24 protein-coding genes are annotated in these 26496 nt (G+C 40.5%); 21 read left to right on the top strand and 3 right to left on the bottom strand.

The features are described 5' to 3' along the window. The first annotated feature begins 5 nt into the window (after positions 1–5). The 19 genes from SNE26_RS05300 to SNE26_RS05210 all read left to right on the top strand — a co-directional run bounded on the left by SNE26_RS05300 (position 6) and on the right by SNE26_RS05210 (position 21211). Positions 6–596, top strand: a complete 591-nt coding sequence (locus SNE26_RS05300) for a sugar transferase (protein WP_321558322.1) — start codon at positions 6–8, stop codon at positions 594–596. 90 nt (positions 597–686) lie between these two features. Beyond that, positions 687–1844 (top strand): O-antigen ligase family protein, encoded by a 1158-nt coding sequence (locus tag SNE26_RS05295; protein ID WP_321558321.1) that lies wholly within the window; start codon positions 687–689, stop codon positions 1842–1844. Positions 1845–1870: 26 nt separating this feature from the next. Continuing rightward, a complete protein-coding gene (locus SNE26_RS05290) occupies positions 1871–2932 on the top strand; it encodes a glycosyltransferase (protein WP_321558320.1) in 1062 nt (353 codons plus the stop codon). A 28-nt stretch (positions 2933–2960) separates the two neighbouring features. Beyond that, a complete protein-coding gene (gene asnB, locus SNE26_RS05285; protein ID WP_321558319.1) occupies positions 2961–4802 on the top strand; it encodes an asparagine synthase (glutamine-hydrolyzing) in 1842 nt (613 codons plus the stop codon). Positions 4803–4816: 14 nt separating this feature from the next. Next, a complete protein-coding gene (locus tag SNE26_RS05280) occupies positions 4817–5548 on the top strand; it encodes a hypothetical protein (RefSeq protein ID WP_321558318.1) in 732 nt (243 codons plus the stop codon). Further along, positions 5545–6462 (top strand): hypothetical protein, encoded by a 918-nt coding sequence (locus SNE26_RS05275; protein WP_321558317.1) that lies wholly within the window; start codon positions 5545–5547, stop codon positions 6460–6462. Before SNE26_RS05280 ends, SNE26_RS05275 begins: the two co-directional genes overlap by 4 nt. Then, entirely contained in the window at positions 6463–7533 is a 1071-nt protein-coding gene (locus tag SNE26_RS05270; RefSeq protein WP_321558316.1) for a glycosyltransferase, read from the top strand. A gap of 58 nt (positions 7534–7591) precedes the next feature. Then, complete coding sequence (locus tag SNE26_RS05265; protein WP_321558315.1) at positions 7592–8038, top strand: hypothetical protein; 447 nt, start codon at positions 7592–7594, stop codon at positions 8036–8038. A gap of 216 nt (positions 8039–8254) precedes the next feature. Continuing rightward, positions 8255–9340 (top strand): NAD-dependent epimerase, encoded by a 1086-nt coding sequence (locus SNE26_RS05260; RefSeq protein WP_321558314.1) that lies wholly within the window; start codon positions 8255–8257, stop codon positions 9338–9340. Between the two features lie 91 nt (positions 9341–9431). Continuing rightward, entirely contained in the window at positions 9432–10562 is a 1131-nt protein-coding gene (locus SNE26_RS05255) for a glycosyltransferase family 4 protein (protein ID WP_321558313.1), read from the top strand. 26 nt (positions 10563–10588) lie between these two features. Next, the gene (locus SNE26_RS05250; protein WP_321558312.1) at positions 10589–11392 is read left to right on the top strand and encodes a phytanoyl-CoA dioxygenase family protein; all 804 of its coding nucleotides are present in this window, start codon (positions 10589–10591) and stop codon (positions 11390–11392) included. A gap of 31 nt (positions 11393–11423) precedes the next feature. After that, the gene (locus tag SNE26_RS05245) at positions 11424–12398 is read left to right on the top strand and encodes a hypothetical protein (protein WP_321558311.1); all 975 of its coding nucleotides are present in this window, start codon (positions 11424–11426) and stop codon (positions 12396–12398) included. Continuing rightward, positions 12395–12901: a GNAT family N-acetyltransferase gene (locus SNE26_RS05240; RefSeq protein WP_090526775.1), complete on the top strand. Its 507-nt coding sequence runs from the start codon at positions 12395–12397 to the stop codon at positions 12899–12901. Before SNE26_RS05245 ends, SNE26_RS05240 begins: the two co-directional genes overlap by 4 nt. 28 nt (positions 12902–12929) lie before the next feature. Beyond that, positions 12930–13955, top strand: a complete 1026-nt coding sequence (locus SNE26_RS05235; RefSeq protein ID WP_321558310.1) for a GNAT family N-acetyltransferase — start codon at positions 12930–12932, stop codon at positions 13953–13955. A 23-nt stretch (positions 13956–13978) separates the two neighbouring features. Further along, positions 13979–15931: a nucleoside-diphosphate sugar epimerase/dehydratase gene (locus tag SNE26_RS05230; RefSeq protein WP_321558309.1), complete on the top strand. Its 1953-nt coding sequence runs from the start codon at positions 13979–13981 to the stop codon at positions 15929–15931. 94 nt (positions 15932–16025) lie between these two features. Then, positions 16026–17591, top strand: coding sequence for a PAS domain-containing protein (locus tag SNE26_RS05225; protein ID WP_321558308.1), 1566 nt, complete (start codon positions 16026–16028; stop codon positions 17589–17591). 577 nt (positions 17592–18168) lie between these two features. Beyond that, positions 18169–18606, top strand: coding sequence for a helix-turn-helix domain-containing protein (locus tag SNE26_RS05220; RefSeq protein WP_090526765.1), 438 nt, complete (start codon positions 18169–18171; stop codon positions 18604–18606). A 202-nt stretch (positions 18607–18808) separates the two neighbouring features. Then, positions 18809–20260, top strand: coding sequence for an MBOAT family O-acyltransferase (locus tag SNE26_RS05215; protein ID WP_321558307.1), 1452 nt, complete (start codon positions 18809–18811; stop codon positions 20258–20260). A gap of 3 nt (positions 20261–20263) precedes the next feature. After that, positions 20264–21211 (top strand): hypothetical protein, encoded by a 948-nt coding sequence (locus SNE26_RS05210; protein WP_321558306.1) that lies wholly within the window; start codon positions 20264–20266, stop codon positions 21209–21211. A 219-nt stretch (positions 21212–21430) separates the two neighbouring features. Here the strand turns inward: SNE26_RS05210 and SNE26_RS05205 are convergent, their stop codons facing one another. Genes SNE26_RS05205 through SNE26_RS05195 form a run of 3 tightly spaced genes read right to left on the bottom strand, consistent with a single transcriptional unit; the run spans position 21431 to position 24638 of the window. Next, positions 21431–22024, bottom strand: coding sequence for a hypothetical protein (locus SNE26_RS05205; protein ID WP_321558305.1), 594 nt, complete (start codon positions 22022–22024; stop codon positions 21431–21433). Continuing rightward, positions 22021–24171, bottom strand: coding sequence for a xanthine dehydrogenase family protein molybdopterin-binding subunit (locus SNE26_RS05200; protein ID WP_321558304.1), 2151 nt, complete (start codon positions 24169–24171; stop codon positions 22021–22023). Before SNE26_RS05200 ends, SNE26_RS05205 begins: the two co-directional genes overlap by 4 nt. Beyond that, entirely contained in the window at positions 24168–24638 is a 471-nt protein-coding gene (locus SNE26_RS05195; protein ID WP_321558303.1) for a (2Fe-2S)-binding protein, read from the bottom strand. Before SNE26_RS05195 ends, SNE26_RS05200 begins: the two co-directional genes overlap by 4 nt. A gap of 280 nt (positions 24639–24918) precedes the next feature. On the opposite strand from SNE26_RS05195, the gene SNE26_RS05190 reads away from it, so the two are divergent. Continuing rightward, complete coding sequence (locus tag SNE26_RS05190; RefSeq protein WP_321558302.1) at positions 24919–26136, top strand: PQQ-dependent sugar dehydrogenase; 1218 nt, start codon at positions 24919–24921, stop codon at positions 26134–26136. A gap of 224 nt (positions 26137–26360) precedes the next feature. Then, positions 26361–26495, top strand: coding sequence for a hypothetical protein (locus SNE26_RS05185; RefSeq protein WP_321558301.1), 135 nt, complete (start codon positions 26361–26363; stop codon positions 26493–26495). Position 26496: the final 1 nt, after the last annotated feature.

Raw genomic sequence — 26496 nt, 5'->3', positions numbered from 1 at the left:
CAGTTATGATTAAACGGCTTTTTGATATTTGCTTGTCGCTTATCGCCCTCATCGTATTACTGCCGCTTTTTCTTTTGATCGCTGTTGCTATTAAAATTGATTCAAGAGGGAGCGCATTTTACAAACAGGCACGGGTTGGAAAAGACGGGAATGAGTTTGATCTTTTCAAGTTCAGGACCATGTATGTAAACTCAGACAGAGCCGGTTTGCTAACCATAGGCAGTAAAGATTACCGGATTACCGGCGTTGGCTATTGGCTCCGGAAATATAAACTTGATGAACTGCCGCAATTGCTAAACGTGTTAAACGGCGACATGAGTTTTGTTGGTCCGCGCCCTGAGGTAAGAAAATACGTAAACATGTACACCCAGGCCCAGTTAAGGGTGCTAACCGTAAAACCCGGGGTAACAGACTGGGCATCTATCAAATACTTTGATGAAAATGATATCCTGGCCGGCAGCGATGATCCGGAAGACATGTATATTAACGTGATTGTGCCGTCAAAAATCAGCAAAAACCTCGAATACATTGATAACCAGTGCATTTTACTCGATCTCAAAATAATACTATCCACGTTAAAACGGATTTTTCAATAGTACCATTATCGCTTTATTATGCTGCTTAAAAAGAGTCTCTTTTATTGTTTAATGTTTTTCTATCTGTACACACTTGCCTTTGGCATTTTTATGACAGATACTTTGAGGATCCCTGCACCTGTAATTTTTTGCATGCTGCTGTTCTTTGTACAAAAACCCATATTAGATTTTGGCTATTATAACGAACTGATAATCTTTCTGGTAGGCGTTTTTTTGTACCAGGTTGTGGGTATGAGCAATTATATTACCTTCTTTGCCATACTCCTTACTATAATACCCTGTTCGTTATACTTTAATTATTTTGTAGGCTCAAATAAATCGCGCTATTATTCTTCGATATTGATGTTTTTTTTCCTGCTGACGATTTCCATGGTCATCATGGTATTGGATCACAGCATGGCAGGCACCATTGATCCGCTCAGGAGTAAATTACTGGGTGAGCCTGTTAAACAAAGCCCGGCTGGGTTGGCAGTAACGCAATTCAACTTTGGGTACCAGGTTGTAGCAATTACCACCTTTGCGTTTATTGCATCGTGTACTACCGGGCAATATCTTATAGTGAGGGCATTGGTTTTAGCGGCCTGCATTGTTTGCATTTACCTTGGCATGAACAGATCCGCATTTATAAGCTTTGGCGCTGCTGTAACCTTGTTCCTGTTCATTTATTATCGCTACAAGGCAGTTTTCCTGGTTGCAGCTACCGTGGTTATATGTTTCGGATTATATACTTATGTATTAAAGGATAATATGGATGAAAAAAACAACATCTTATCCAAAAACCAGGCTAAAGAAGCCAACGATTTTAACCGGGCCGATATGGCTGCCGAAAACCTTAAAATATATGCTGATTATCCTTTCGGGCTTATTTTTTATGGCAAAACCTGGGATGAGGTAACTTACCGCAACCCGATGTTCACATTCGGCTTATCATCACACAATGCCTACCTGATGTTTATAACCTTGCTTGGCCCGTTTTTGGGGCTTGGCATACTATGGGCTATATACTACAAAACTATCCGGTTATTTTGGCAAACTATCAAAAACATAAAACATAAAGGGAGCGCAATTTATGTAGCTATATTTTTCACTTTTATAGCACTCTCGTTAAACGCTCTATCACACAACGGATGGTTAATGAGTGTTGATGGACCTACCATATTCATTTATTTCGCCGTATTACACTATAACAAATTAAAAGATCCAATTATACAAGCCGAACCAGTGCAGGAAGAATTAGCTGTTGCTTAAAACTTAATCCTAATTTTTAGTTTACAATGAGAAAGAAGATTTTTCTTGTCCTTAGTTCGCTTGGTGCAGGTGGTTCTGAGCGCGTTTACTGGCTGCTGTCTCAATATTTCAACAAACCTGATTACGAGGTAGTTGTAGTACTTTTAAACGGAAACGAATGCAGTTTCTCAACAGACATAGCAGGCATCAGGTTTATAGATTTGAAAACCATAAAAGCTTCGCGCTCATTTTTCAAACTTCGTAAGCTGCTGAAAAATGAAAAACCTTACGCTGTTTTTTCTACTACCGATCATATTAATATCCTGGTAGCCCTTGTGTCCATATTTGTTAAAATACCCAACCTAATAGCCCGGGCATCCAACAACCCGCAACAAATGAAGCAGTTTTATGGATTTAAAGCCCGTTTCTACAATTACTTTTCCAGGTTTTTGTTTGTGCGGTTTAACTCGATAGTTTGCCAGTCGGAAGAAATGCGGCAATCAATAACCCGGCTTTATCACATTAGCCTAAGCAAGCTGATAGTTATACATAATCCGGTTATTACAACAAACGTTTTAAAGCCTCAAAATCAAATTTCCGGTTTAAAAAGGCTCATTGCCGTTAACCGGCTGATCAAAGAAAAAGGTTTGTTCCGCCTGCTGGAAGTAATGCAGGCATTACCTCAAAACTATGTTTTAACTATTGCCGGCGATGGCCCGCTGATGAATACGCTAAAAGCAGAAGCAGAAAGTACCGGCCTTAAAAACCGTGTAATGTTTGCCGGGGAGATCAACAATGTTACTGAAGTGATATCCAAACATGATGTACTGGTTTTAAGCTCCTTTACCGAAGGCTTCCCAAATGTGATCCTTGAATCGTTATCCGTTGGTGTTCCTGTTGTTACTTTCCGTGTTGGAGGGGTTAATGAACTGATAAAAGAAGGCTTCAACGGCTTTATAGCCGAGCAGAACGACTTATGTAAGCTACGTCAGCAAATTGTCCGTGCGTGCAATCAAACCTGGCAGCATCCTAATATTAAAGCAGATATCATTGAGCGCTTTGGGCTTAAGAAGATAGGGCAGGCATATGAAACCCTGCTTTCGAAATAACAAACCACTAACCTGTAACCTTTTTTGTATGTGCGGTATATACGGATCAACAGTGAGATATGAAGATGAAATCATATTTCAAAAATTAGCACGGGCAGATTTCAGAGGCCCCGATTATTCTGGTTTTGAGCGTAGCGGGCCTGTTATTTTAGGCCATAACCGCCTGGCTATTGTTGATTTGGATCACCGGTCTGACCAGCCTTTTACCTACCATCATCTTAAAATTGTATTTAATGGCGAGATCTATAACTACAAAACATTACGAATAAAACTAACAGCAATAGGCTACCGGTTTACTACCGATTCCGATACCGAAGTAATAGCCGCCACCTTTCTTGAATACGGCGAAAATTGCGTTAATCATTTCAATGGCATGTTTGCCTTTGTAATTTATGATACCCGTACCCGCCAGCTTTTTGGGGCGCGCGACAGGCTTGGCAAAAAACCATTTTATTACGCACATTGCGGCTTCGACTTTGAATTTGCCAGCCAGCCTTCACAAATATGTATTGGCCGGGATGTAACTATTGATGAACAGGCTATTAATGAGTATTTTATTTGGGGATATGTTCCCGAACCTAAATCGGCATGGAATGAAATTAAAAAGCTTGAGGCAGGGCATTCATTCGGTTTCGATTGTAATGCAGGTACTTTCAGGTCCAAAAAATATTGGGATCTGGATCTAACCCACACCGAACTATATCAAGGCTCATATGCCGAAGCTCAAACAGATTTAACCCGCCTGATCTCCAATGCAGTAGACATACGCATGCATGCCGACGTACCGCTTGGAGTTTATCTTTCAGGAGGAATTGACTCGTCGCTTGTTGCTTCACTGGCTGCTAAAAACTATAAAAATGTAAAAACATTTTGCATAAAATTCAGGGAAAAAGGTTTTGATGAAAGCGTGTTTGCACAAAAAATTGCAGCACACCTGCAAACTGACCATCATACTATTGAATGCAATAAAGAAGAAGGCATTGAACTAATTGAAAATTTTGGCCGGTATTACGATGAGCCATTTGCTGATTCAAGCGCTATCCCTACTTTACTGTTAAGCAAATACACCAAAAAACATGTTACGGTGGTTTTAAGCGGAGATGGCGGAGATGAAAGCTTTTTGGGATACAGCCGTTACAAATGGTTTAACATGGTTGATCAGCTATTTAAATGCCCACTGGCTGTACGTAAAAGGGTTGCAGATATTATCCGGATCTCGCCAAACTATCGCCATAAACTTATTGCATTGGGTATTTGCAATTCAGAAATTAAATCACTTTACGGACTTATGCTCGGCGGCCTCGAATACTCCTGGCTTGATAATCCTAACCTTGGCCTCCAGGTTCCGTTTATGGATATCTGGTCGTCAAAATCAACCAGCTTGTTTCAAAAGTTATCGGCATTTGATACTAAAACCTACTTAAACGGCGATATAAACACCAAGGTTGATCGCGGCACAATGGCATTTTCGTTAGAAGCAAGAGCGCCGCTGATGGACCACCGGATAATTGCCTTTGCTCAAAACCTTCCTGATAGCTATAAATTTAAATATGGCATTCAAAAAAGGATTTTGAAAGATATTTTATACCAATATGCCCCGGCACAATTGTTTGACAGACCAAAATCAGGATTTACCATGCCGCTGAATCATTGGTTTAAAAACGAGTTGAAAGACCATGTAATGGACCATCTCTCCATCAGCGAGTTAAAGAACATACCCGGCATTAATGTACAAAAATCATTTGCCATGATAAATGAGCACATGAGCGGTAAATGGAACCGGGCGCCACAAATCTGGAAACTGCTGGTGTTTACCCAATGGCTAAAAGATCAGCATTCAAAACCAGTTTCAACATACCAGGTAGCTTAAAACATAATAAACCTATGATCCAGATTAACAACCGGGCTATGCGCATAGTCCCGTACACCGTTGTGTGGTTTGCCGCGAAACCTAACTTATGGGGTTGCCTTTTAAAATACTATAAACAAAGTAAAAGCAGCGATGCAGTTCCCGGATACCGTAAAGAAGATTTTTTTACCAAAATAATTGACATCAGCTCTCCTATACCTGCTATTGAAGCCAATTTTGATAAAAACACCGCTTACGAAATACGCAGGGCAGCAAAGGATGGTGTAACAACTGTGATGGGCACCGGTATTAAACGGTTTATTGATTTTTATAACTCTTTTGCACTTACCAAAGGCCTGAAGAAACTTAATAAAGAGTTTTATAAATATAAGCCTCACTTGTTTATTACCAAAGCCGTACATGAGGGACAAGATATGGTTATGCACGCTTACATCCGCGACAATGCATCACAACGAGTGAGGCTGTTACATTCAGCATCCCTGTTCAGAAATGAGAACGACAGCCAGCTAAGGGCTGTGGCCGGCCGGGCAAACCGCCTGTTACATTTTGAAGACATGTGCTTTTTTAAACAGATGGGCTTTAAAATTTATGACCTGGGCGGCTACGCTTATAATACATCAGATGCCGAGCTTTTAAAAATAAACAAATTCAAAGATAGTTTTGGTGGCAGCTTGCTGCAGGAAACCGACTATGTACCTATATCACTAACATTTTTGTCATTTCTAAAAAAAGTATTCCGCCTATGAAAGATCTTATCTCTTTACTTAATTCAATTATTCACAAACTATTCAGTTATGATAAATGGAATATAGGTTACGTATCACAATCTCCGGAAAACCTTATCCTTACCAAGCAGCTTAACGGGAAAATCAACTGGCTGTCAGAAGACAAGGCAGACTATGCTGCCGACCCGTTTACCGCAAATATCAACGGCCGTGTACATCTCTATTATGAAGAGCTTAATTTTTGGAAAGGCAGAGGAGAGATCATGATGACAGATGATATGCATTTTAAAAACAAGAAAAAAGTAAATGGCATCATGAAAAATGAGATCCACCTCTCCTATCCTTATATGTTCACTGACAGCGACCAGCTGTATTGTATCCCCGAAACAGCGACAGCCAAACAAGTCGCACTTTATCAAATAGATATGAACAACCCATATAAATTTGAAAAGATCAGGGTACTGTTAGAAGGTCAGTCATTTGTTGACAGTTCAATTATACGTTACAATAACAAATACTGGCTTTTTACAAGTGTATCAGGTGAGCATGGAGTACTGTACTTATTTTATGCTGATAAACTTGACTCGCCATTCAAAGCACATAAACAAAACCCGATAAGGGTAGCTTCAAATGTAAGCCGATCTGCAGGTCGGTTATTCATAGTTGGGCAAAAGCTTTATATGCCCAGCCAAAACCCCAAAAGGTGTTATGGCGGCTCGGTAATGATCAACGAAATAACCACCATAACCGAAACAGATTTTCAATACCAGACAGCTTTTGAGTTACTGCCCCAGGAACCTTACAATGAGGGCTTGCACACCATAAACTTCGAAGACGGGATATTAGTTGTTGACGGGAAACGCAAAGTATTTAGTGCAATGGGGCCTTTAAAGAAAGTGATCAGGAAGCTGAAGAACCTTAATAAGCCTAACTAAATGCAGGACATAAAACCGAAATTACTTTTTGTTTCGATCACCGATAAAGCAAACGGCGCCGAAAACATACTGCTGCAAGCGGCCCGTGCCAGTAACGCTACCCTGCTGTTTTTAAAGAAAGTTAAGAGCGGAGGCCTGAACATACCTGCAGATCAGCAGGTTGAATATGTGAGCACCCAAAGCATATTAGGCGGTTTTATCCGGTTAATAAAAAGCTTAAGCCGTTATCGTACCAACTATATAATTTTTAGTACCCACCCTTATTTAAATGCTTACCTGGGTTTTTTAAAACGGCTTGGGTATTTAAAATCAAAACTTATTGTAAGAGAATGCTCATCTGTTTTAACCAGGTATAAAGGTTTAAAAAAATGGAGTTACAAAGTGGCATATTGGCTTGGCTATCCTGGTGTAAATTTGGTTGTATGCCAAACCTGCAGTATGCGTGATACCTTTATACAACATCTCCCATACATTGACAAGCGAAGGGTTATCATTCAGAAAAACCCGATTGATATTGAACAAAACCTAATAAAAGCCGAAACAGCACTGCCTGCTGCCGACGCCGCTGCTGAATTTATTTGCGCAGCCGGGCGGCTGATACCTGAAAAAGGCTTTGACTTATTGATTATGGCTTTTGATGAAATTAAAGCCTCACGCCCAAATTTACAGTTGCTGATATTTGGCGAAGGCCCGGAGCAAGCTTCGCTTGAGAAATTGATCAGCGAATTAAAATTGGAAGGCCGGGTTATATTAAAAGGGTGGATCGCGAACCCGATGCCCTATTTTAAACATGCAAAAGCCTGTGTTATATCATCAATAAAAGAAGGCTTCCCGAACGTATTATTGCAAATGATGATCCTCAACCCGGTTGTGATCAGCACCAATTGCGCAGGAGGCATCGATGAAATTCCAGGCATTTACCTGGCCGAAGCCGATAACGTAAACTCATTAACAACAGCTATTAACACCGCCCTCAGCACTAACAGCAATCATAAAGACCTTATAATGCAATATGTAGAAGACCGTACCCCCGAAATTTTCATCAAGTCGATACTGAATGCACTGGTATAAACTGCCCCCAACTTATACATAGTAGCGCAACAACTTTAACTAACTAAAATAAAATTTTATGAAAACAATTATTAAATCCACCCGAAATGTTGTGTTGCCTATAATAACAATTGTAGCCATGCTATCTGCTATTAACGGCTGTAAAAAAGCTGACCAGCCAACACCAACACCAACCCCGCCTACAACTACTCCTCCTGTTACGACACCACAGGACGAATCTATCAAATCCATAAATTTGATAGGGTTGAGGAGCGATAGCGGCTACAGTTACAAAATTGGGTATGACCTGCCTGAAATTGGGGACTCAAATACTGCTCCATCCTCGTCAAAGCTCAGGCTGTTTGAAAATGGCGTTGAACTGGGGCCGGCCCACTCCGTTCACCACGATATTCGCGCATTTGGGCTTGGTCAGTTTAGCCATTGGGGTAACACATTGTATTTTTCAACGTCAGACAATAGTGATCCACTTACAAACGGGCGAAAATACACTTATACCATGAAATAAGATTTATCAAATTACACTCAAACGCGCGCAATTTGATAAACTCATTACCCCAAAGCTTTCTGCAACAACTACATCTACTACCTTTTTTAGTTACCATTCCTGATTCTTTTCATACAGGTGTTTACCATGACCCTATTTAAGCGTTCGCGCTTATAATCAACCATTAATCAACCGCCTTCTGATAAGGCCTTCATTTAAACCTAATTTCACTTATTTATGAAAATTTTAATTACCGGCACTGCGGGATTTATCGGCTATCATTTAACCAAAAAATTACTTAAACGCGGGGACACCGTTGTGGGCATTGATAATATTAATGATTACTACGATGTAAAGCTAAAGCACGACCGATTGCTGGATGCCGGCATAAAAGTATCAGGAATGGTTTATAACAAACCTGTTTGCAGTACAAAACATCCAAATTATACATTTATAAAACTGGATATCACGGATAAAGAAAATCTGCAGCAGCAATTCCAAAATTATCAGTTTGATGCCGTTTGTAACCTGGCCGCACAGGCAGGCGTACGCTACAGCCTTACTAATCCCGACGTTTATATTGATACAAACATAAAAGGCTTTTTAAACATCCTGGAGTGCTGCAGGCATTTCAAGATTAATCACCTTGTTTACGCCAGTTCATCAAGTGTTTACGGCTTAAACAAAAAAATGCCTTTCAGTGAGCATAATATTGCCGACCACCCGGTTTCATTATATGCGGCATCAAAAAAAGCAAATGAAATGATGGCCCATACTTACAGCCATTTATTTAACCTGCGTACTACAGGTTTACGCTTTTTTACAGTTTACGGACCATGGGGCCGGCCGGATATGGCTTTATTTATTTTTACCAAGGCAATTTTGGAAGGTAAACCCATTGAGGTTTTTAACAACGGTAACATGCTTCGCGATTTTACCTATATAGATGACATTGTTGAAGGCATTACACATGTTATTGATCAACCGGCCGAACCTAATTATCTGTGGAATGCCACAGATCCCGATCCGGCTACATCGTCTGCACCTTTCAGGGTTTTTAACATTGGCAGAGGGGCACCGGTTAACCTGCTTGATTTTGTTAGCGAGATTGAAGCACAGGTGAACAAAAAAGCGATAAAAACATTAATGCCAATGCAGGATGGCGACGTTGCCGAAACCTGTGCCGATGTTTCAAATTTAGATAAAATGCTGGACTACAAACCCAAGGTTTCCGTTCATACCGGGGTTGAGCAATTTATAGCATGGTATAAAAAATACTATCATATTAAAAGCACCAAACCCGGGCCGGTTCTTGTTCATTAAAATACGGCTTCAATAATAGTGCATTATCTTTTGAACGGTATTACATCTCCCATTAAATCCTCACTTATAACCTATTGCTTATTATACCATTATGACAAGCAAAAAAGTGCTGATCGCCTGCGATTCGGCCAAATCGCTGATTGATTTTAGAGGGAAGTTAGTTGAGCTGATGCGGAAAGAGCATACCGTTTATGCTTTTATCCCTACAATACCGCCCGAGCAACGTGCAAAACTTGCATTGTTAAACATAGTTTTATTTGAAAACAACCTAAACGGCAGTAATGTATCCATTTTATCTGACCTAAAATACGCGTTAAAACTTTACCGGCTCATTAAACAGCTAAAGCCGGATGTATTTTTTCCGTATACGCTTAAACCGGTTATATATGGGACACTTGCAGCCAAACTGGGCGGCGTAAGGAAAATAACCCCGATGCTTTCGGGCCTTGGGTATAACTTTATTAGCGGTAACACATCTTTAACAAGCAAAATTACCCGTATCTTACTTAGGTTCAGCCTTAAAAACAGAAAGGGATTGTCTGTCATATTTCAAAATAAAGATGATATACAAACCCTTCTTGACTCCAAAATAATATCTGCAAAGCATCAAACTGCCGTCGTTAACGGCTCGGGAGTTGATTTGAGCCACTATACCCCTACCCGGCCGGACACGGATAACATAAGCTTTATCATGGTATCCAGGCTCATCAACGCCAAAGGGATCCGCGAATATTTAGAAGCCGCGCAAATTGTGTTCCTAAAGCATCCGCAGGTAACTTTCAAACTCATCGGATCTTATGATGATAATGTTGATGCCATTCATCCCGATTTATTTTCGGAGATAAAGCACAGGAGCGTGATTAATTACCTGGGCGCCGTTGATGATGTAAGACCATATATAAGCAGTTCATCTGTTGTTGTATTGCCTTCATACTACCGGGAAGGGATTCCACGGTGTTTGCTTGAAGCCATGGCCATGGGACGCGCCATTATAACCTGCGATTCTGTTGGCTGCCGGGAAACTGTTGAAACATCCCCCAATAGCAATGGATTTTTAATACCTGTAAGAAACACAGCCGAACTTGTGCACAAAATGGAGTATTTCATAACCAATAAGCAAGCTATCAGCAGTTTCGGCCTTAACGGGCTTGCCCTGGCAAAGGAAAAATTTGATGTGCATAAAGTAAATGCCAGGATGATGCAGATAATGGACCTAAATTAATTAGCCGAAAATCAACAATACAATTCATGAGAAATAGACTTAACTACGGAGACAGGCATTTTGAAGATTTCCGCGTTGCCATGCGTGATTACGGATGGGTTATTTTTGAGAATGCTTTAGACAGCGATTTTGTTGCAGTTATTAATGAGGACTTAAAGGAAGCGTATGTAAAACGACGAGCTATTCAGGAAAAAAATGGGATAAGCTCTAACATGATCGGTACGCTTCACCACCTTGTTGAAAAGGACAATTTCAGTCTGCCGTTTATCGAAAAAATGTATTGTGCCGATGAGATAGCTTATTTTTTGAGTGGGAATTTTATACTGAATGGCTTTAATGCTGTAATCCATACACAACAGCAACATCCTTATGTAAGTAACATGCACCGTGATGTGCGCACATTTATGGGCGATACTAAATTATTAGTGCAAATGATAGTTACCCTTGATGATTTTACCATAGAAAACGGCGCTACCTATTTCCTTTCAGGCTCACATAAAACCGATATCAAGCCTAACGAAACTTATTTCTACCAAACCGCCGACAGGGCTGTAACCCCAAAAGGAAGTATCATTCTTTTCGACTCTAACATATGGCATGCTGCCGGCGAAAATAAAACAATTAAGCAACGCAGGGCATTAACGCTGGGATTTACCCGCCCCTTTATTAAACCGCAAATGGACTATCCGAGGGTATTAGGCTACGACTTTATTGATAAGCTTAGTGCAGATCAGCGGCAGGTATTGGGTTACAATTCACGTATTCCTGAAAACCTGGATGAATATTATCAGCCCATTCATTTAAGAATGTATAAAAGCGACCAGGGATAACAACTTTATTTTTCACACTCAATTTACAGTCATGCAAAAAAATAAAGCCGCTTTAAAACCCATAGGCGGGTATTTGGAGCTGGAACTACCCAAAGGGAATGAATACTACCCCGATTTGGTTCGGTTAAACACAGGGCGCAACGCGTTAGAATACATACTGATACAAAAAAAATACCACAAAATTTATATTCCTTATTTTACCTGTGATGTACTGCTTGAGCCAATTGCACGAACAGGTATTCAATATCAGTTTTATCATGTTGACCGGCAGTTAGATCCCATCATCGATTTTGAGATTGAGCCAGATGCCTGCTTTTTATATACCAATTATTTCGGTATAAAACAAGCAAAAGCATTGGAGCTTAGCGACAAAATCAAAAACCTTATAATTGATAATTCGCAAGCCTTTTTTTCAGAACCCCTTGCCGGTATTGATACATTTTACTCGTGCCGCAAGTTTTTTGGCGTTCCGGACGGAGCATATTTAAGCATTAAGAGAAAGCTCGCTAAAAAATTGCCCGTAGATAGCTCAGTAAACCGGTTTTCGCACCTGATAAAAAGTATCGACGCAGGTATAGAAGCCGGGTATTCTGACTATGTAAACAACAGCAAAGACCTGGAAAACAACGAGATCAGGTCCATGTCGTTATTAACCCGCAAAATGCTTTCAAGTATCAATTACAATGAATGTGTATTTGCGAGGCAACGAAACTTTAATTTTCTGCATAAGCACCTTGCAGAATTTAACCTGCTCAAGTTTAACGCTGCTGATGAGCACACAGTACCATTGGTTTATCCATTTTTAACAAACGACCGGCACCTAAAGGTTCATTTGATACAGAAAAAAATATACGTTGCCACCTATTGGCCTAATGTATTTAAATGGACTAAAAAAAACACCAACGAAAATTACCTCGCCCGGTGCTTAGTGCCATTACCAATTGATCAGCGGTATGACCTTCAGGATATGTTTTATATGTTAAATACGCTAAGACTTTTTTTATGACCATTTCAGTTTACATACGCCCCCTTGTAATAGAAGATGCGTCCGTATCTTACGCATGGCGTAATGACCCATTGATATGGGTATATACGGGCTATAAACCCACTCATTATATTAGTTCGGAAATAGAGACGGCCTGGTTGCGTGAAAAGCTGGCCAAACCCGATCAACTTAGATTTGCAATTTGTGTTAAAGAACTTAATACATACATAGGTAATATCCAGCTACTGGATATTACTGATCATGATGCAGAACTGCACCTGTTTATTGGTAACAAACTTTATTGGGGTAAAGGAATTGGTTACCAGGCAACAGTACAAATGATACGATATGGCTTTTTAATAAAGGAACTGGATGAGATTTATTTAAAGGTACACCCGGCAAATATCGCGGCAATAACCGTTTACGAAAAGGCCGGGTTTGAAATTACAGGTAAGGTAAATGACCTCATTACAATGAGTATCACTAAAAGTAAATTTGTTTGCCTTCAAAATCAACAGTCATAATTTCCTATATCTCCTAAACTTTAATTCAATGATTAAGATCTTTAGCCTGCTCAATAAAGAGGAATGGATTTCTTACGTAGGCAATTCGGCGGAATATGATTTTTATCATACATGGCATTATCATTCCCTTGAAACAGCCGGCGATCCTATTCTATTTGTATATGAAGAGTTGGATACCTACATCGGTTTCCCGCTGCTGCAGCGAAAAATTCCGGGATCCGATTACAGTGATCTGACCTGTGTTTATGGTTTTTCGGGCCCGTTTTCAAACAAAAAAATTGATGAGATAGATGAGGAGGTGATGGGAAACTTTAAGGGTGCTTTCAACAATTTTCTTGTAAATGAAAAGTACGTATCTGTTTTTGTAAGGCTGCATCCTTTTTATAAGCAGCAAAAATTACTGGAAAAATTCGGGGGTATTCACGAAAACGGAAAAACTGTAGTATTTGACCTTTCACTGCCCATTGATGAGCAGCGCAAAAAATACAGGCAATCAACCATGGATGCTATTAAACATGCCTGGAAAAAAGGTTTCAGAGTAGAAGACGAAACTAATACTGCCGGCATAAAAACCTTTGTTGAAATCTATACCGAAAACATGAAACGCGTAGGTGCCAGCAACTACTATTTATTTAATGAAAAATACTTTTCCGAAATATTAAACACCTCCGAATATGAAGCACGTTTACTAACTGTTTATTACAATGATATTGCAATTGCAAGTACTATAATAACATTCACCAATGGCATTATCCAGGCCCATTTAGTGGGTACACGCGCCGAATATTTGCATCACAGCCCTACCAAATTCCTGGCCGACACAATAACCCAGATAGGCAGGGAAAAAGGAATGAAATATTACAACCTGGGAGGTGGCCTTGGATTTAAAAACGACAAGCTCTTTGATTGGAAATGTGCCTTCTCCGACTTTCATCTTGATTTTAAAACATGGAGATATGTTGCCAACCCTGAAATATACCAAAAGCTATTGCAGGATAAGGGCATTGAAGAAAATGCCGAAGTAGACTTCTTCCCCCTATACAGATACGCTTAAGATAATACCTAAATAAACCAGTTATGATATACCTCAAAAATTTGTTGTTCCAGGATAAATTCCATTCAAGATGGCTAATCCTGGTAATTGACCTGATGGTAGTTTTGTTATCATTATGGACATCACTATATTTTAAAAACCGGCTTCAGTTTGATCCTATCAGTCTTTATTACATGCTATTTTACTGTAGCAACGCGGTGCTGGTTTTTATGATAATGAAAATACATACTTGTATTATCAGGTATTCCAACACACGGGATATGATGCGGATCTTAATAACCGTACTTGCAAGTAACGTTACGTTTTTGCTGTTTTATTACGTGTTCTTCGCTTTCTATCTGAAAATAGATGTCAGCGGATTGATGGACGTACTACTCATCAATTTCTTTATCACTTCGTCTATGCTTATGTGCATGCGTATTATTATTAAGGATGTTTTTAAATACATTGAGACAACAAGCTATAAAGTTGAAAAAGAAAATGTACTGATCTACGGCTCCAACGAACCTTCCATCCTTATTAAAAACGCCCTTGAAGCGCAAAAAGGATTTATGCTCAATGTTCAGGGGTTTATTGACACCGGTGTTGACAGAATATCAAAATGCATTGAGCAAAAGCAGGTTTATCCTATCAAATCAATTGATATATTAAAAAAACGCTACGATATAAAGTCAATGCTGATAACATCTGAGGATATAAAAATTGACGGAAAAAGAAAAGCCGTTGAAAAATGTATCGAACTTGGCATAAAAGTAATTGTTGTGCCATCATCAGACCAGTGGATCAATGGTAAACCCAATTTAAACCAGTTTAAAGACTTAAAAATAGAAGACCTGCTGGAACGAAAACCCATAAAGATCTGTAACGAACATATCCTGGAGGACATAAAAGGTAAAAGAATTTTGATTACCGGTGCCGCAGGTTCAATAGGTTCAGAGCTGGTAAGGCAAGTGTTAATGTATAATCCCGAGTTTGTTGTGTTATGTGACAGGGCCGAAACCCCGCTGCATGATATACAAATGGAAATTGAAGACGGCTTGTACGGTAACCGCACCCGGATCTTCATTGCCGATATCCAAAATTCCGGTCGTATAAAAACACTATTTAATTTATACAGGCCTCAAATAGTATTTCATGCGGCGGCTTACAAGCACGTACCGATGATGGAGAATAATCCAACCGAAGCTATTTTAACTAACGTGTGGGGCACAAAAATCCTGGCGGATATTTCAATAGAATTTAATGTTGAAAAATTTGTAATGATATCAACCGACAAAGCAGTGCGCCCAACAAACATTATGGGGGCCTCAAAAAGGATTGCCGAAATGTATATTCAATCGTTAAATAACATATTGTTTGAAGAGCATTTTTTCAACTCAGATCCGTCAAAGGGTAGCCAAACCAGGTTTATAACAACCCGCTTTGGCAATGTTCTTGGTTCAAACGGCTCGGTGATCCCCCGCTTTAAAGCACAAATTGAAAAAGGCGGGCCTGTTACCGTTACCCATCCGGATATCACAAGATACTTTATGACCATACCCGAAGCTGTACAACTGGTACTTGAGGCAGCCGTAATGGGTAATGGGGGTGAAATATTCTTATTTGACATGGGCGAACCTGTAAAAATTGCTGACCTGGCGGCGAATATGATTAAAATGGCCGGCCTTGTTCCGGGAAAAGATATACAGATTGTATATACCGGCTTGCGCCCTGGTGAAAAATTATACGAAGAGTTGCTAAATGCCGAAGAAGAGGTGATACCAACTTATAACAAAGACATCAAGATCTCTAAAAATATCCCGGTTAGTTACGCTAAGATCAATAATTTAATAAAGGACCTTTTGGAACTTAACCTGCATAATGAAGTTGATTTGATGGTATCGAAAATGAAAACCATATTGCCTGATTACATCAGCAATAATTCACAATATGAAAAGCTCGACATAAAATTGATTGACAAACAAATGGTAAACTGAGCTTTTTTTTAATTTATATGATTTATCTTATAGGTTTCCAATAATAATTTGCAGATTTAGGCAAATTATAACCTAAAATCCCATTCGCATCACGATGGGTAAAACTGATGATTATTATTTTTTAAGAGGAAATCCAATGTCCTTTGATCCGAATTCTGATTTTTTTGAGATAGCGTTCAACGTGACGGAGCACACAGAAGCTATGCTGGCTTATTGGGATAAAAACCTGATTTGCAGGTATGCCAATAAAGCTACGGCGGATTGGTTTGGGATAACACCCGAACATATGATTAATAAATCACATCTTTCGGAAATTTTAGGAACATTATTTGAAGTGCAGCTTCCCTATATTAATGGTGTATTAGGGGGTAAAATACAGGTTTTTGACCAGGTAATCCATTTGTATACGGGCAAAGCTAAAAATGTGCGGGTTACTTATCACCCTAACTATATTGAAGGTGAAATAAAGGGGTTTTATGCACATATGGCAGACATCAGCCCGCTAAATAACAAACCTGCTGATAATGGAACAGGCGTAGAAAAACTGCCGGAGTTTGTAACTCAAAACGACCAGCTCCTTGAAAATGTTGCTAAAACATTAAATGATAACCTGTTTATCGGGTTTCCGAGTATCTCTGCCCTTTCAAAAAAACATTTTGTATCGGAGTCAAAATTAAAAAGGGATTTTAAGCAAAGTTTCGGGAGAACAATTTTTTCCTATTACCGGTATTTGCAAATGGAAATTGCAGACAGGTATATCAGAGAGAAGCGTTGCAATAAAAACCAAATGGCAGTAATGCTTAATTTTTCCAATCCATCAAATTTTTCGGCATGCTATCATAAATATTTAGAAGAAAAATCCGCTGATGGTGAAATCATCGAAACGCAAAAAGAAAATAACACACATAATAAAATGCTTGTTGAACAGGCTCCCATTGCTATTGCCATGTTCAATAACCAAATGCAATTTATTGCTGCTTCAAAAAAGTGGATTGCCGAATACAAGCTCGAAAACACTAATTTTATCGGAAAAAGTATATATGAAGTTTTGCCCGCTACAAAAAAGAAGTGTGAAAAGCTCCATAATCATTGCTTAAAAGGTAATATATATCAATGTGATGGCCTGCTTTTAAAAAAGAATGACGGTACACGCTGCTGGCTCAAGTGGAATATTCATCCCTGGTTTACAACTACGGGAGAAACAGGCGGGCTATTTATCCATACCGAAGACATTTCTAAAATTAAAGCCATAGAGAAAGAAAACAAACAGGCAGAGAAGCTCCTGAAGAGAGCTGCTACCCTGTCAAAAATTGGCATGTGGACAAGGGATCTGCTTACCCATACAATGCAATGGGATAACGTTATAAAAAGCATCCTTGAAGTACCTGAGTATTTCGTACCGGATATAAAAGCCGTATGGAAACTTTTTAAGCAAGGCAAAAGCCAAAGGCTCAGTAAAAAAGCTTTAAAAGATGCATTAAAATACGGAAGCTCGTTTGATATTGAAGTTGATATGATAACGGCAAAAGGTAATTCAAGAAAGATAAGAATTATTGGTTATCCTGAATTTCAAAATAATAAGTGTAAAAAGCTATCAGGAATACTTTTAGATATTACCCCTCTTTCGCCGTTTAAAACAGCCCATTTTTTATCAGATTGAATTATTTAGGAAATTATTTTCATCGCGATGATCGTTTACAGGAAGATAAAAGATGATAATTCGAGAATATTTTGTGAATTTCTGCGCTCACCTTAATGCCATGCGTTAAATTTATCTTATTTTGAAAGTAATTACACCTATAGTAAAATTAACTAATATAACACTTTCCTGAATGGGTAACAGTTTAATAACTTAACTATCGCTCACAAAACCTGGCAATTACTGGTCTCAAAAACATGGAGAGCCATTTTCACTATTCCTAATTAGTGTGCATTAGCGCCCTCTACAGGTATAATTTGGCCTTTTATAGGTTGAATAAAGAAAGGAAGTATACATACATTTAATTCACAAACGATGACATGAATTTGTTAATAAGTCATCGCCCGTTTATAAATAAAGGAATGTGAAGCATAGAATACTAAACAAATGAATAACCTAAATCTTAAATCATGATTCAGAAAAAGCCGAAACCAGATATTTATGATCATAAATATCTATAAGTAATTTGCAGTTTATTATAACCTAAATTTAATTATGCTAACCAACTAAAAATTGACACCTAATCGAATCTAATCTTATGCACAGCAAAGTTTATTACCCTGTTAGCTCATATATCAATAATGATCAAAGATCTATTGGTATTAATGACACTCAAGATTTACATTTTGGTAAAATTGTAGAGCGAATTGTTAGACGTGACCATATGGGGATAAGTGAAATCGCCCGGAAACTCAATGTAAGCCGCAGAACCTTATACAATTGGTTCAACACGAAAAGGCTTAGCTTTGATATCATTTGTCAGATCGGAATTGTTATTGAACATGATTTTTCAAAGGAGTTTCCAAATGAATTTGCGTTGAGATTTAATTCTCCGAATGCCGAAAAGGATATCGAAACCCATGAGGCAAAAGATGCTCCGCTTGATGCCATATATTATTGGATGGACAAGTATATAAAGTTGCTTGAAAAATTCAACGAAGCATTGCGTAACGAAAACACACTAAAACCCGATTGATGGCCATTTGGCATGTAGCAAAATTATTTATATTGATAAAAAGCCTTTACTATTTTTTTTAACGTATTATAAGTTGGTTGCTGTAAAACAGCGATCAATTTTATTATTGCTTCTTATTATACATCTACCTACCCCCAGCCTCCACACTTACTGATTATCCTTAAGTCAACCACTTTGGTTATTTCTTTAAATTAATCATAACATGCTTTTTAATTCCTTAGGGTTCGGAATATTTCTGGTTGTAGTTTTTGTGCTTTATTGGTTTGTACTTAACCGAAAACTGCAACAGCAAAATTTATTGCTGCTCGCTGCAAGCTATTTCTTTTACGCCTGCTGGGACTGGCGATTTCTTTTACTGTTAATCTTTTCCACCCTTTTAGATTATTTTACCGGGCTAAAAATGTACCAGGCAAAAACACAAGGCCTAAAAACCTTTTGGCTTTGGCTAAGTATATCTGTAAACCTGGGCTTTTTAGGCATTTTTAAATACTACAACTTCTTCGCCGCGTCGCTTGCTGGCCTATGTGCCAGCATGGGAATCCATTTAAGCCCGTTTACACTAAATGTAATATTGCCTGTTGGCATCTCTTTTTATACGTTTCACGGCCTATCATATGTAATTGATGTTTATAAAAACCGGATCAAAGCCGAACGGAATTTTATTGACTATTCACTGTTTGTAAGTTTTTTTCCGCTGCTGGTGGCCGGTCCAATTGAACGGGCCACACACCTTTTGCCCCAGGTAAAAACAAAAAGGGAATTTAACTACCAGGGGGCAATTAACGGCCTTAGGCAAATCCTATGGGGCCTGTTTAAAAAAGCTGTAATTGCCGATCAATGTGCCGACTATGCCAACATGATATTTGCAAACAGTGCGCATTATCCGGGCAGCACCCTGGTTTTAGGCGCCATATTTTTTGCGTTCCAAATCTATTGCGATTTTTCGGGATATTCAGACATGGCATTAGGCATAGCCAAACTTTTTGGATTTGAGCTGCTGAGAAACTTTGCATTCCCCTACTTTTCAAGGGATATGGCCGAGTTTTGGCGCAGATGGCATATCTCATTATCATCGTGGTTCAGAGATTACTTATACATACCCCTTGGGGGCAGCAAAACAGGCACCTGGCTCAAAGTACGAAACACGTTAATCATTTTTTTAGTTAGCGGCTTTTGGCATGGCGCAAACTGGACCTTCATCATCTGGGGTTTTTTAAATGCATTATTCATTCTCCCTTCTATCCTTTTAAAAACCAACAGAAACCACCTTGAAATTGCAGCCAAAGGCAAAACCATACCAACACTCATCGAATTCATACAAATGATGACTACATTTCTGCAGGTAATTTTTGCATGGATCTTTTTCAGGGCTGATAGTGTTACACAGGCGTTTAAATACATTGGCAGGATCTTTTCACGATCGCTTTTTTCCATACCTCAATTAGAGGTTAACAAGGTACAACTGCTTGAGGTGATCATGCTTATCGTATGTTTTATAATAGTTGAGTGGCAGGGGCGGGAAAACCAGTATGCCATTGAAAAGTTAACCTGGTTAAGGAAAAGAGGGTACAGATTGACCTTTTATTATACACTGGTTGTGGTGATTTTTTTATTTACAGGGAAAGAGCAGCAGTTTATTTACTTTCAATTTTAAGCAATGCACCGCTTTTTAATTAAAACCGTATCATTTGTTTTAATGAGCAGCCTGCTCATATTGGCTATTGCTCTGATTCCGGGTTATATGGTAAATAAATTTTCAAAGTTTAGTGTAAAGAAAGACAACACTATTGCCCTTTTTGGCCATTCGCACTCAGAGTGCGCGTATAATGATACCCTGATACCCAATCTAACCAACCTGTCGCACTCTGCCGAATCTTATTTTTACACCTTTCAAAAAGTTAAAAAATACCTGTCGCAAAACCCACAGATAACCACTGTACTTATAGAATTTTCAAATAACCAGATTGACACCAAAATGGACGATTGGACATGGGGATATACCTATATGTCAAACATGTTTCCGCAATATGCCTCTTTTATGAGCCTGGCCGATTTTGAATTGCTGGCTAAGCACAATTCAAAATACTTTATGAATTGTATAGGCATAGCCGCCCGTACCAATTTTATTAAAGCAGTTTCATTTAACTATGATTACACAGGAAAAACAGGAGGATATTTCAAAATAGAAGGTTCCAGGCCTTTACCTTCAAATAACCCGGCGGTCAAAAATATTAAAGCAGCATCAAATAAAAGTGCAATCTCAACAACCAATATTCAATATCTAAGAAAAATAATAGATTATTGCAGCAGTATGCATAAAAGCGTTTTCCTGATCAGGAGCCCGCAACACCCCTTGTATGAGTACAGAAATAACGAAGCCGAATTTTCACTGATCCGTGAACGTTACTTTGGCGGTATAAAATTCCTGGACTTTAATAACTTTCCGCTAAAAAATGATGACTTTGCTGATTTTGGGCATTTGAATTTCAAAGGAGCTTTAAAATTTTCAGCATACATCAATCAGCGCATTATAAACGGGATGCTTAATACCGGCAGTACTGCTTCTTTAAATCAGCTTGATAATAAAATAGTAAGTGGCAATTAATAAATAATATATCAACTAACTAACAGGGCCCGGTACAAAACGTATCGGGCTTTTTTGTGTCTTATAATTCAAAATAAAACAAAGCGCCGTCCCCCGGCCGGCGCTTTATTAACTAAAACTGCGTTTCAAATAAACAGCATAATAAATCAATAACTTAAATAGCTGGGGTATTAGAAAACTTCGTTTCATGCGTAATTCGTCAACCCGGCATCACACATTTTATTTAGCCGGAGCATACGCACCGGTTTTTAGCCAGGTAAGCCAGGCCTTCTTAAATGCTGCGTGGCTCATTGGCGGAAGTTTACGGCCTTCTCCCGGTTTCCAGGCCGAAAGCACCAGCCCATCATCTGCATGTGCAATAAGTTTCTGCATGTCCTTATGCCCATTTTGCTTAGGGTCTATTAATTGTTTTGCCAGTTGGCGGGGTGTCCTCCCCTGAAAAACCATTTTCATGTCGGCCGGTGGCAGATGCCAGTTCGGATTACCCGGAGGCGTGTGCAAACCCGGGGTATTTGTTGGCTGATGGCAATTGGCACATTTCATGGCATAAACGCCTTTACCATCAACGCCTCTTTTGGGGAACATGGTGTGCAAATGGTTGTCGTCGCCCTGCAGCGGTATATCTCCCGAGGGATGGCAATTCATACAGCGGGCGCTCATTAATACAGTATAAACCTGTTTAAAGGCTGCAACAGAAGCCACACTGTCTTTAGGCAGCGCCGTATAATTAACTGTTGTTTTTTCCTCTTTGAACGATAATATGACCGCGCTTGACATAAACAAAACGATCATGGTGATTATTAGTTTTTTCATGCCTGTTTCTGGAGTCGGTTGTTAACGATAGGTAAATTGTAAATCCGTTTTCCGGTCGCCGCAAAAATTGCATTAGCTACGGCTGGTGCTGTAGGCGGAACCGCACATTCTCCGGCACCTCCCATTTTTTCCTTGCTATCCACAATATAAACATTGATCCGGGGTGCTTCGTACATCCGGGTGATCCGGTAATCATAAAAATTATGCTGCTGCAATTCTCCATTAACGAAGGTCAGCTCGCCGTACATTGCCATTGAGATACTGAAAATGATCCCGCTTTCCATTTGGGCCTTTACACCGTCGGGGTTCACGGCCAGGCCGCACTCAATTGCACAATCTACCTGGTGTACTTGCGTCATTCCTTTTTCTACGCTTACTTCGGCTATAATCGCTACAACGCTGCCAAAAGCCTCATGCACCGCGATGCCTTTAAACCGCCCGGGAGATAACGTTCGGTTCCAATTACCTTTTTCAGCCACTAGGTTAAGCGCAGCCAGGTGCCTTGAATGATTTTTGAATAGCCCGCGGCGGTACTCTACCGGGTCGATACCTGCATTGTGTGCAAGCTCGTCCATAAGCGTTTCCATTACAAATGCGGTATGGGTGCCACCTACAGACCGGTACCACAAAACAGGTACTACTTCTTTGGTGGTATGAAGGCCAACAAAATGATCTGCTATCTCATCCAGGTATGGTGATCCTTTAACACCTTCCACCGTGGTATCGTCTATTGCCGGAGGCGGGCCAAAAAGCACTGCCGCATCCGCCATGATTGACTGACCTGCAATATTATGGTTCCATGCAACCGGAAGGCCATCCTTGTCGACCCCGATCTTTACATTATGAACATAAAAAGGCCGGTAAAAACCGCTCTTCATATCATCTTCCCGCGTCCATACCATTTTTACCGGCTTACCGCTTGCTTTCGCAATATGAACCGCTTCCGAAACAAAATCACAGGCAGGTGTTGCACGCCTGCCGAAGCCTCCTCCAAGGAATGGTATGTTCACTTTTACCTGCTCTGGCTTAAATCCAAGAATTTTTGCGGCGGCGGCCTGCTCTCCGCCTGGCAACTGTGTGCCTGTCCATATCTCGCAGCTGTCATTTTCAATCTTAACGGTGCAATTCAGCGGTTCCATAGGTGCATGGGCCAGGTAGGGAAAAACATATTCTGCCGAAATGGTTTTTACCGCTTTTGTAAATGCCGTTTTTACATCGCCTTTTTTCTGAACCGTGAGCCCATCCGATGCAGCCAGTTTCCGGTAAGCCGCAGTTTGTGTACTGGTATTTAACTGCACGCCGGCGCCATGGTCCCAGCTTACCTGTAAGGCCTTCCTTCCCTGTTTGGCCGCCCAAAAGTGGTCAGCAATGACAGCCACACCCGTCGGAATTTGAACAACCTCCCTTACGCCTGGAACTGCTTTCGCCTTACTGGCCTCAAACGATTTGACTTTGCCGCCAAAAACCGGTGCATGAGCAACGACAGCAGTAAGTAACCCGGGAAACTGGATATCCATGCCAAATTGCGCAGTACCATTAGTCTTCACGCGGGCATCCATCCGTTTGCTCCCCTTACCTATGTATTTCCAGTCGGTGGGTGAACGCAGCGGGACCTTCTCAGGTACAGGTAACTTTGCGGCGTCGTTAGCCAACTCACCATAAGTGTATCTTTTGTTCCCTGCAATAACAAAACCATCTTCTGTTTTGCAGCTTTCGACAGCAGTACCCGAACGGGTAGCGGCTGTTTGAAGCAGGAGCGTCCGCGCTGTTGCGCCGGCATTACGATACCTGTCAAACTCAGACCAGGTTGTACTTGAGCCCCCGGTAATTTGCGCGCCGTAAATAAGGTGATTAAACGCTTTATTGGCGCCACCATGTTTAATGCTGATTTTTTTCAGATCCACGTCAAGCTCATCTGCAATAAGCATGGGCAACGTAGTCCAGATCCCCTGCCCCATTTCCACATGGCTCAGGTATACCGAAATACTGTTGTCTGTACCTATATTTAAAAATGCATTCGGGGCAAACACATTTAAATCAGCCGTTTCTGCAAGGGCAGCCAGCTTATTAGCCTTTGGAATAGTAAATGAGATGAGCAAGCCGCCGCTCAGTAATGCACCTGATTGTATAAAGCTACGCCTGTTCATGATTTTGCTCCTTCCCGCTGCAATTCTGCCGCTTTGTGTATAGCCGACCGGATGCGGGGATAAGTACCGCAACGGCAAATATTACCCGACATCGCATCGTCAATATCCTGATCTGTTGGATTGGGATTTTCCCGCAGCAAAACAGCCGCAGACATAAGTTGGCCCGACTGGCAGTAACCGCATTGCGGAACATCGAACTCGGCCCAGGCAATTTGCAAAGGGTGGTCATTTAATTCAGAGAGCCCTTCAATTGTAGTGACCTGCTGCCCTGCCGCGCGGCTCACCTTTGTTACGCATGACCGTACAGCTTCGCCATTCAGGTGTACAGTACATGCCCCGCACTGCGCCACGCCACAACCGAATTTGGTGCCGGTAAGGCCTAAAAGATCACGAATAACCCACAGTAAAGGCATGTCCGGGTCAGCGGCAACCTCCCGCTGTTTCCCATTGATTGTTATCGCTATCATATTGAAGAGTTTAAGTTAGGTTTGAAACCGGGAACTAATAATTAAATTTAAGTATTTCTACCAGGAATACCAGTCTAAATCAAATAGTTATTTTTCTTTAAATCCATTGCAGACTAAATCTGGCGCTGGCTTTTTACCTGTTGAAATCGTTGGCTAAGCAGATCACATGGTCATAACTATCCTAACGCTTTTTATATATCGGAGTGGATAGATTTATTTGTTCGACACATTTTACCATTTGCCGGCATATTATTTATCTTCACAACAAATACATCTTACCATGACAAAACCAATCAGACCATTGTTAGTTACCGGCGCAATTGCCTCACTTTGCTTTCTTCTTAATATTTCCCAATCTGTTGCCCAATCGCTGCCGCCCGTTGAAACACAATCACCGACGGCCGACTACAAGCCTGCTTTCCCGGGTCAGACAAGGGCACCCGGCGCACAAACTAAAACCAAACTCAGTGTAACTGTGATCAATCATGACCTGAAGCAGCCCTTTGCTTTACGCTGCCTGCCCGACGGACGTTTTTTAATTACAGAAAAAGGCGGTACCATGCGGATATTAAAGGCTGACGGCGGTTTGGATAGGAATATTCAAGGTTTACCAGCAGTTGCCGTGGGTGGTCAGGGAGGTTTGTTAGATGTCAATTTTGACGCTTCTTTTGTAAAAGACCGGACGTTGTTTTGGTCATACTCCGAAAAGGTTCCTGAAGGATTCCAGTTGGCTGTTGCCACAGGTGTGCTTTCGTCTGATTATAGCAGGCTCGAAAATGTAAAGGTGATCTATCATGCTAAACCCGCCTATAATGGCCATCTGCAATTCGGCTCACGAATTGTTTTTGATAAACAGGGCAACCTTTTTGTAAGCACAGGTGAACATGGAGATGATGAAATGCGTGTCAAGGCCCAGGATCTGAACACTGCAATAGGAAAAGTATTACATATAACCCGTGACGGAAAACCTGTGCCCGGCGGACCATTTGCGCAAAAAGCCGGGGCCTTACCCGAAATTTATGCCTATGGTTTAAGAAACCCTGAAGGCATGACGATGAACCCCAATACAGGCGAATTATGGGAGTCGGAATTCGGTCCGCGCGGAGGTGATGAAATTAACATCATCCGGCCGGGAAAAAACTACGGCTGGCCGGTTATTACTTATGGCATTGAGTACCGGGGTGTAAAGGTTGGCGAAGGGATTCAGCAAAAAGAAGGCATGGCCCAACCCGTCTATTACTGGAACCCAAGTATTTCACCATGCGGTATAACCTTTTATACAGGCAACCTGATCCCCGAATGGAAAGGAGATTTATTTGTAGGCGCCTTAGGCGGATCGCATATCATCAGGCTAATTATCAAAGACAATAAGATTGTAGCAGAAGAACGCCTGCTGAAAGACAAGGGCGAACGCTGGCGTTCCCTTGTCACCGGCAAAGATGGCGCATTATATGGTGTTACGGATAACGGCAATCTTTACAAAATAGGTAAGCTTTAATGGTGGAAGTTTGTATGGTAGCGCAATTTGCTTATGCCAAACCAGACTGCTTATGTACTCAGCAATCGTTTAAAGTATGCCGGAACCACCTGTTTACTATCCGGAAATGAGAGAGTAAATGGCCTTTTATCACTTGAGTTGAAAGTTTGAGTTTCATAATTTTACCTCATGGACAATAAAATAGTGCGATCGGTTTCCACTTTGTTTCTGCAGGCATGGTGTGAATGCATAACATTACGGCAGATATCGAGCTCATTACGGTTAACGACATTATTGAAGCCTTTGAAAGGCTGGAAAAAGGCGACATAAAGTACCGCTTCGTGATCGATATCGCCGGATCAAAAAATCAGCAGGTATGAC

Origin of the sequence: Mucilaginibacter sp. cycad4 (assembly GCF_034263275.1) — a bacterium.
In the GTDB taxonomy this organism is placed as follows: Bacteria; Bacteroidota; Bacteroidia; order Sphingobacteriales; family Sphingobacteriaceae; genus Mucilaginibacter.
Note: the sequence above shows the minus strand (reverse complement) of the source record. Positions and strands in the feature narration are given on the sequence as shown.

Coding starts and splice junctions, on each gene's coding strand:
- SNE26_RS05300 (WP_321558322.1), top strand. CDS start 6: ATGATTAAACGGCTTTTTGATATTTGCTTGTCGCTTATCGCCCTCATC.
- SNE26_RS05295 (WP_321558321.1), top strand. CDS start 687: ATGACAGATACTTTGAGGATCCCTGCACCTGTAATTTTTTGCATGCTG.
- SNE26_RS05290 (WP_321558320.1), top strand. CDS start 1,871: ATGAGAAAGAAGATTTTTCTTGTCCTTAGTTCGCTTGGTGCAGGTGGT.
- asnB (WP_321558319.1), top strand. CDS start 2,961: ATGTGCGGTATATACGGATCAACAGTGAGATATGAAGATGAAATCATA.
- SNE26_RS05280 (WP_321558318.1), top strand. CDS start 4,817: ATGATCCAGATTAACAACCGGGCTATGCGCATAGTCCCGTACACCGTT.
- SNE26_RS05275 (WP_321558317.1), top strand. CDS start 5,545: ATGAAAGATCTTATCTCTTTACTTAATTCAATTATTCACAAACTATTC.
- SNE26_RS05270 (WP_321558316.1), top strand. CDS start 6,463: ATGCAGGACATAAAACCGAAATTACTTTTTGTTTCGATCACCGATAAA.
- SNE26_RS05265 (WP_321558315.1), top strand. CDS start 7,592: ATGAAAACAATTATTAAATCCACCCGAAATGTTGTGTTGCCTATAATA.
- SNE26_RS05260 (WP_321558314.1), top strand. CDS start 8,255: ATGAAAATTTTAATTACCGGCACTGCGGGATTTATCGGCTATCATTTA.
- SNE26_RS05255 (WP_321558313.1), top strand. CDS start 9,432: ATGACAAGCAAAAAAGTGCTGATCGCCTGCGATTCGGCCAAATCGCTG.
- SNE26_RS05250 (WP_321558312.1), top strand. CDS start 10,589: ATGAGAAATAGACTTAACTACGGAGACAGGCATTTTGAAGATTTCCGC.
- SNE26_RS05245 (WP_321558311.1), top strand. CDS start 11,424: ATGCAAAAAAATAAAGCCGCTTTAAAACCCATAGGCGGGTATTTGGAG.
- SNE26_RS05240 (WP_090526775.1), top strand. CDS start 12,395: ATGACCATTTCAGTTTACATACGCCCCCTTGTAATAGAAGATGCGTCC.
- SNE26_RS05235 (WP_321558310.1), top strand. CDS start 12,930: ATGATTAAGATCTTTAGCCTGCTCAATAAAGAGGAATGGATTTCTTAC.
- SNE26_RS05230 (WP_321558309.1), top strand. CDS start 13,979: ATGATATACCTCAAAAATTTGTTGTTCCAGGATAAATTCCATTCAAGA.
- SNE26_RS05225 (WP_321558308.1), top strand. CDS start 16,026: ATGGGTAAAACTGATGATTATTATTTTTTAAGAGGAAATCCAATGTCC.
- SNE26_RS05220 (WP_090526765.1), top strand. CDS start 18,169: ATGCACAGCAAAGTTTATTACCCTGTTAGCTCATATATCAATAATGAT.
- SNE26_RS05215 (WP_321558307.1), top strand. CDS start 18,809: ATGCTTTTTAATTCCTTAGGGTTCGGAATATTTCTGGTTGTAGTTTTT.
- SNE26_RS05210 (WP_321558306.1), top strand. CDS start 20,264: ATGCACCGCTTTTTAATTAAAACCGTATCATTTGTTTTAATGAGCAGC.
- SNE26_RS05205 (WP_321558305.1), bottom strand. CDS start 22,024: ATGAAAAAACTAATAATCACCATGATCGTTTTGTTTATGTCAAGCGCG.
- SNE26_RS05200 (WP_321558304.1), bottom strand. CDS start 24,171: ATGAACAGGCGTAGCTTTATACAATCAGGTGCATTACTGAGCGGCGGC.
- SNE26_RS05195 (WP_321558303.1), bottom strand. CDS start 24,638: ATGATAGCGATAACAATCAATGGGAAACAGCGGGAGGTTGCCGCTGAC.
- SNE26_RS05190 (WP_321558302.1), top strand. CDS start 24,919: ATGACAAAACCAATCAGACCATTGTTAGTTACCGGCGCAATTGCCTCA.
- SNE26_RS05185 (WP_321558301.1), top strand. CDS start 26,361: ATGCATAACATTACGGCAGATATCGAGCTCATTACGGTTAACGACATT.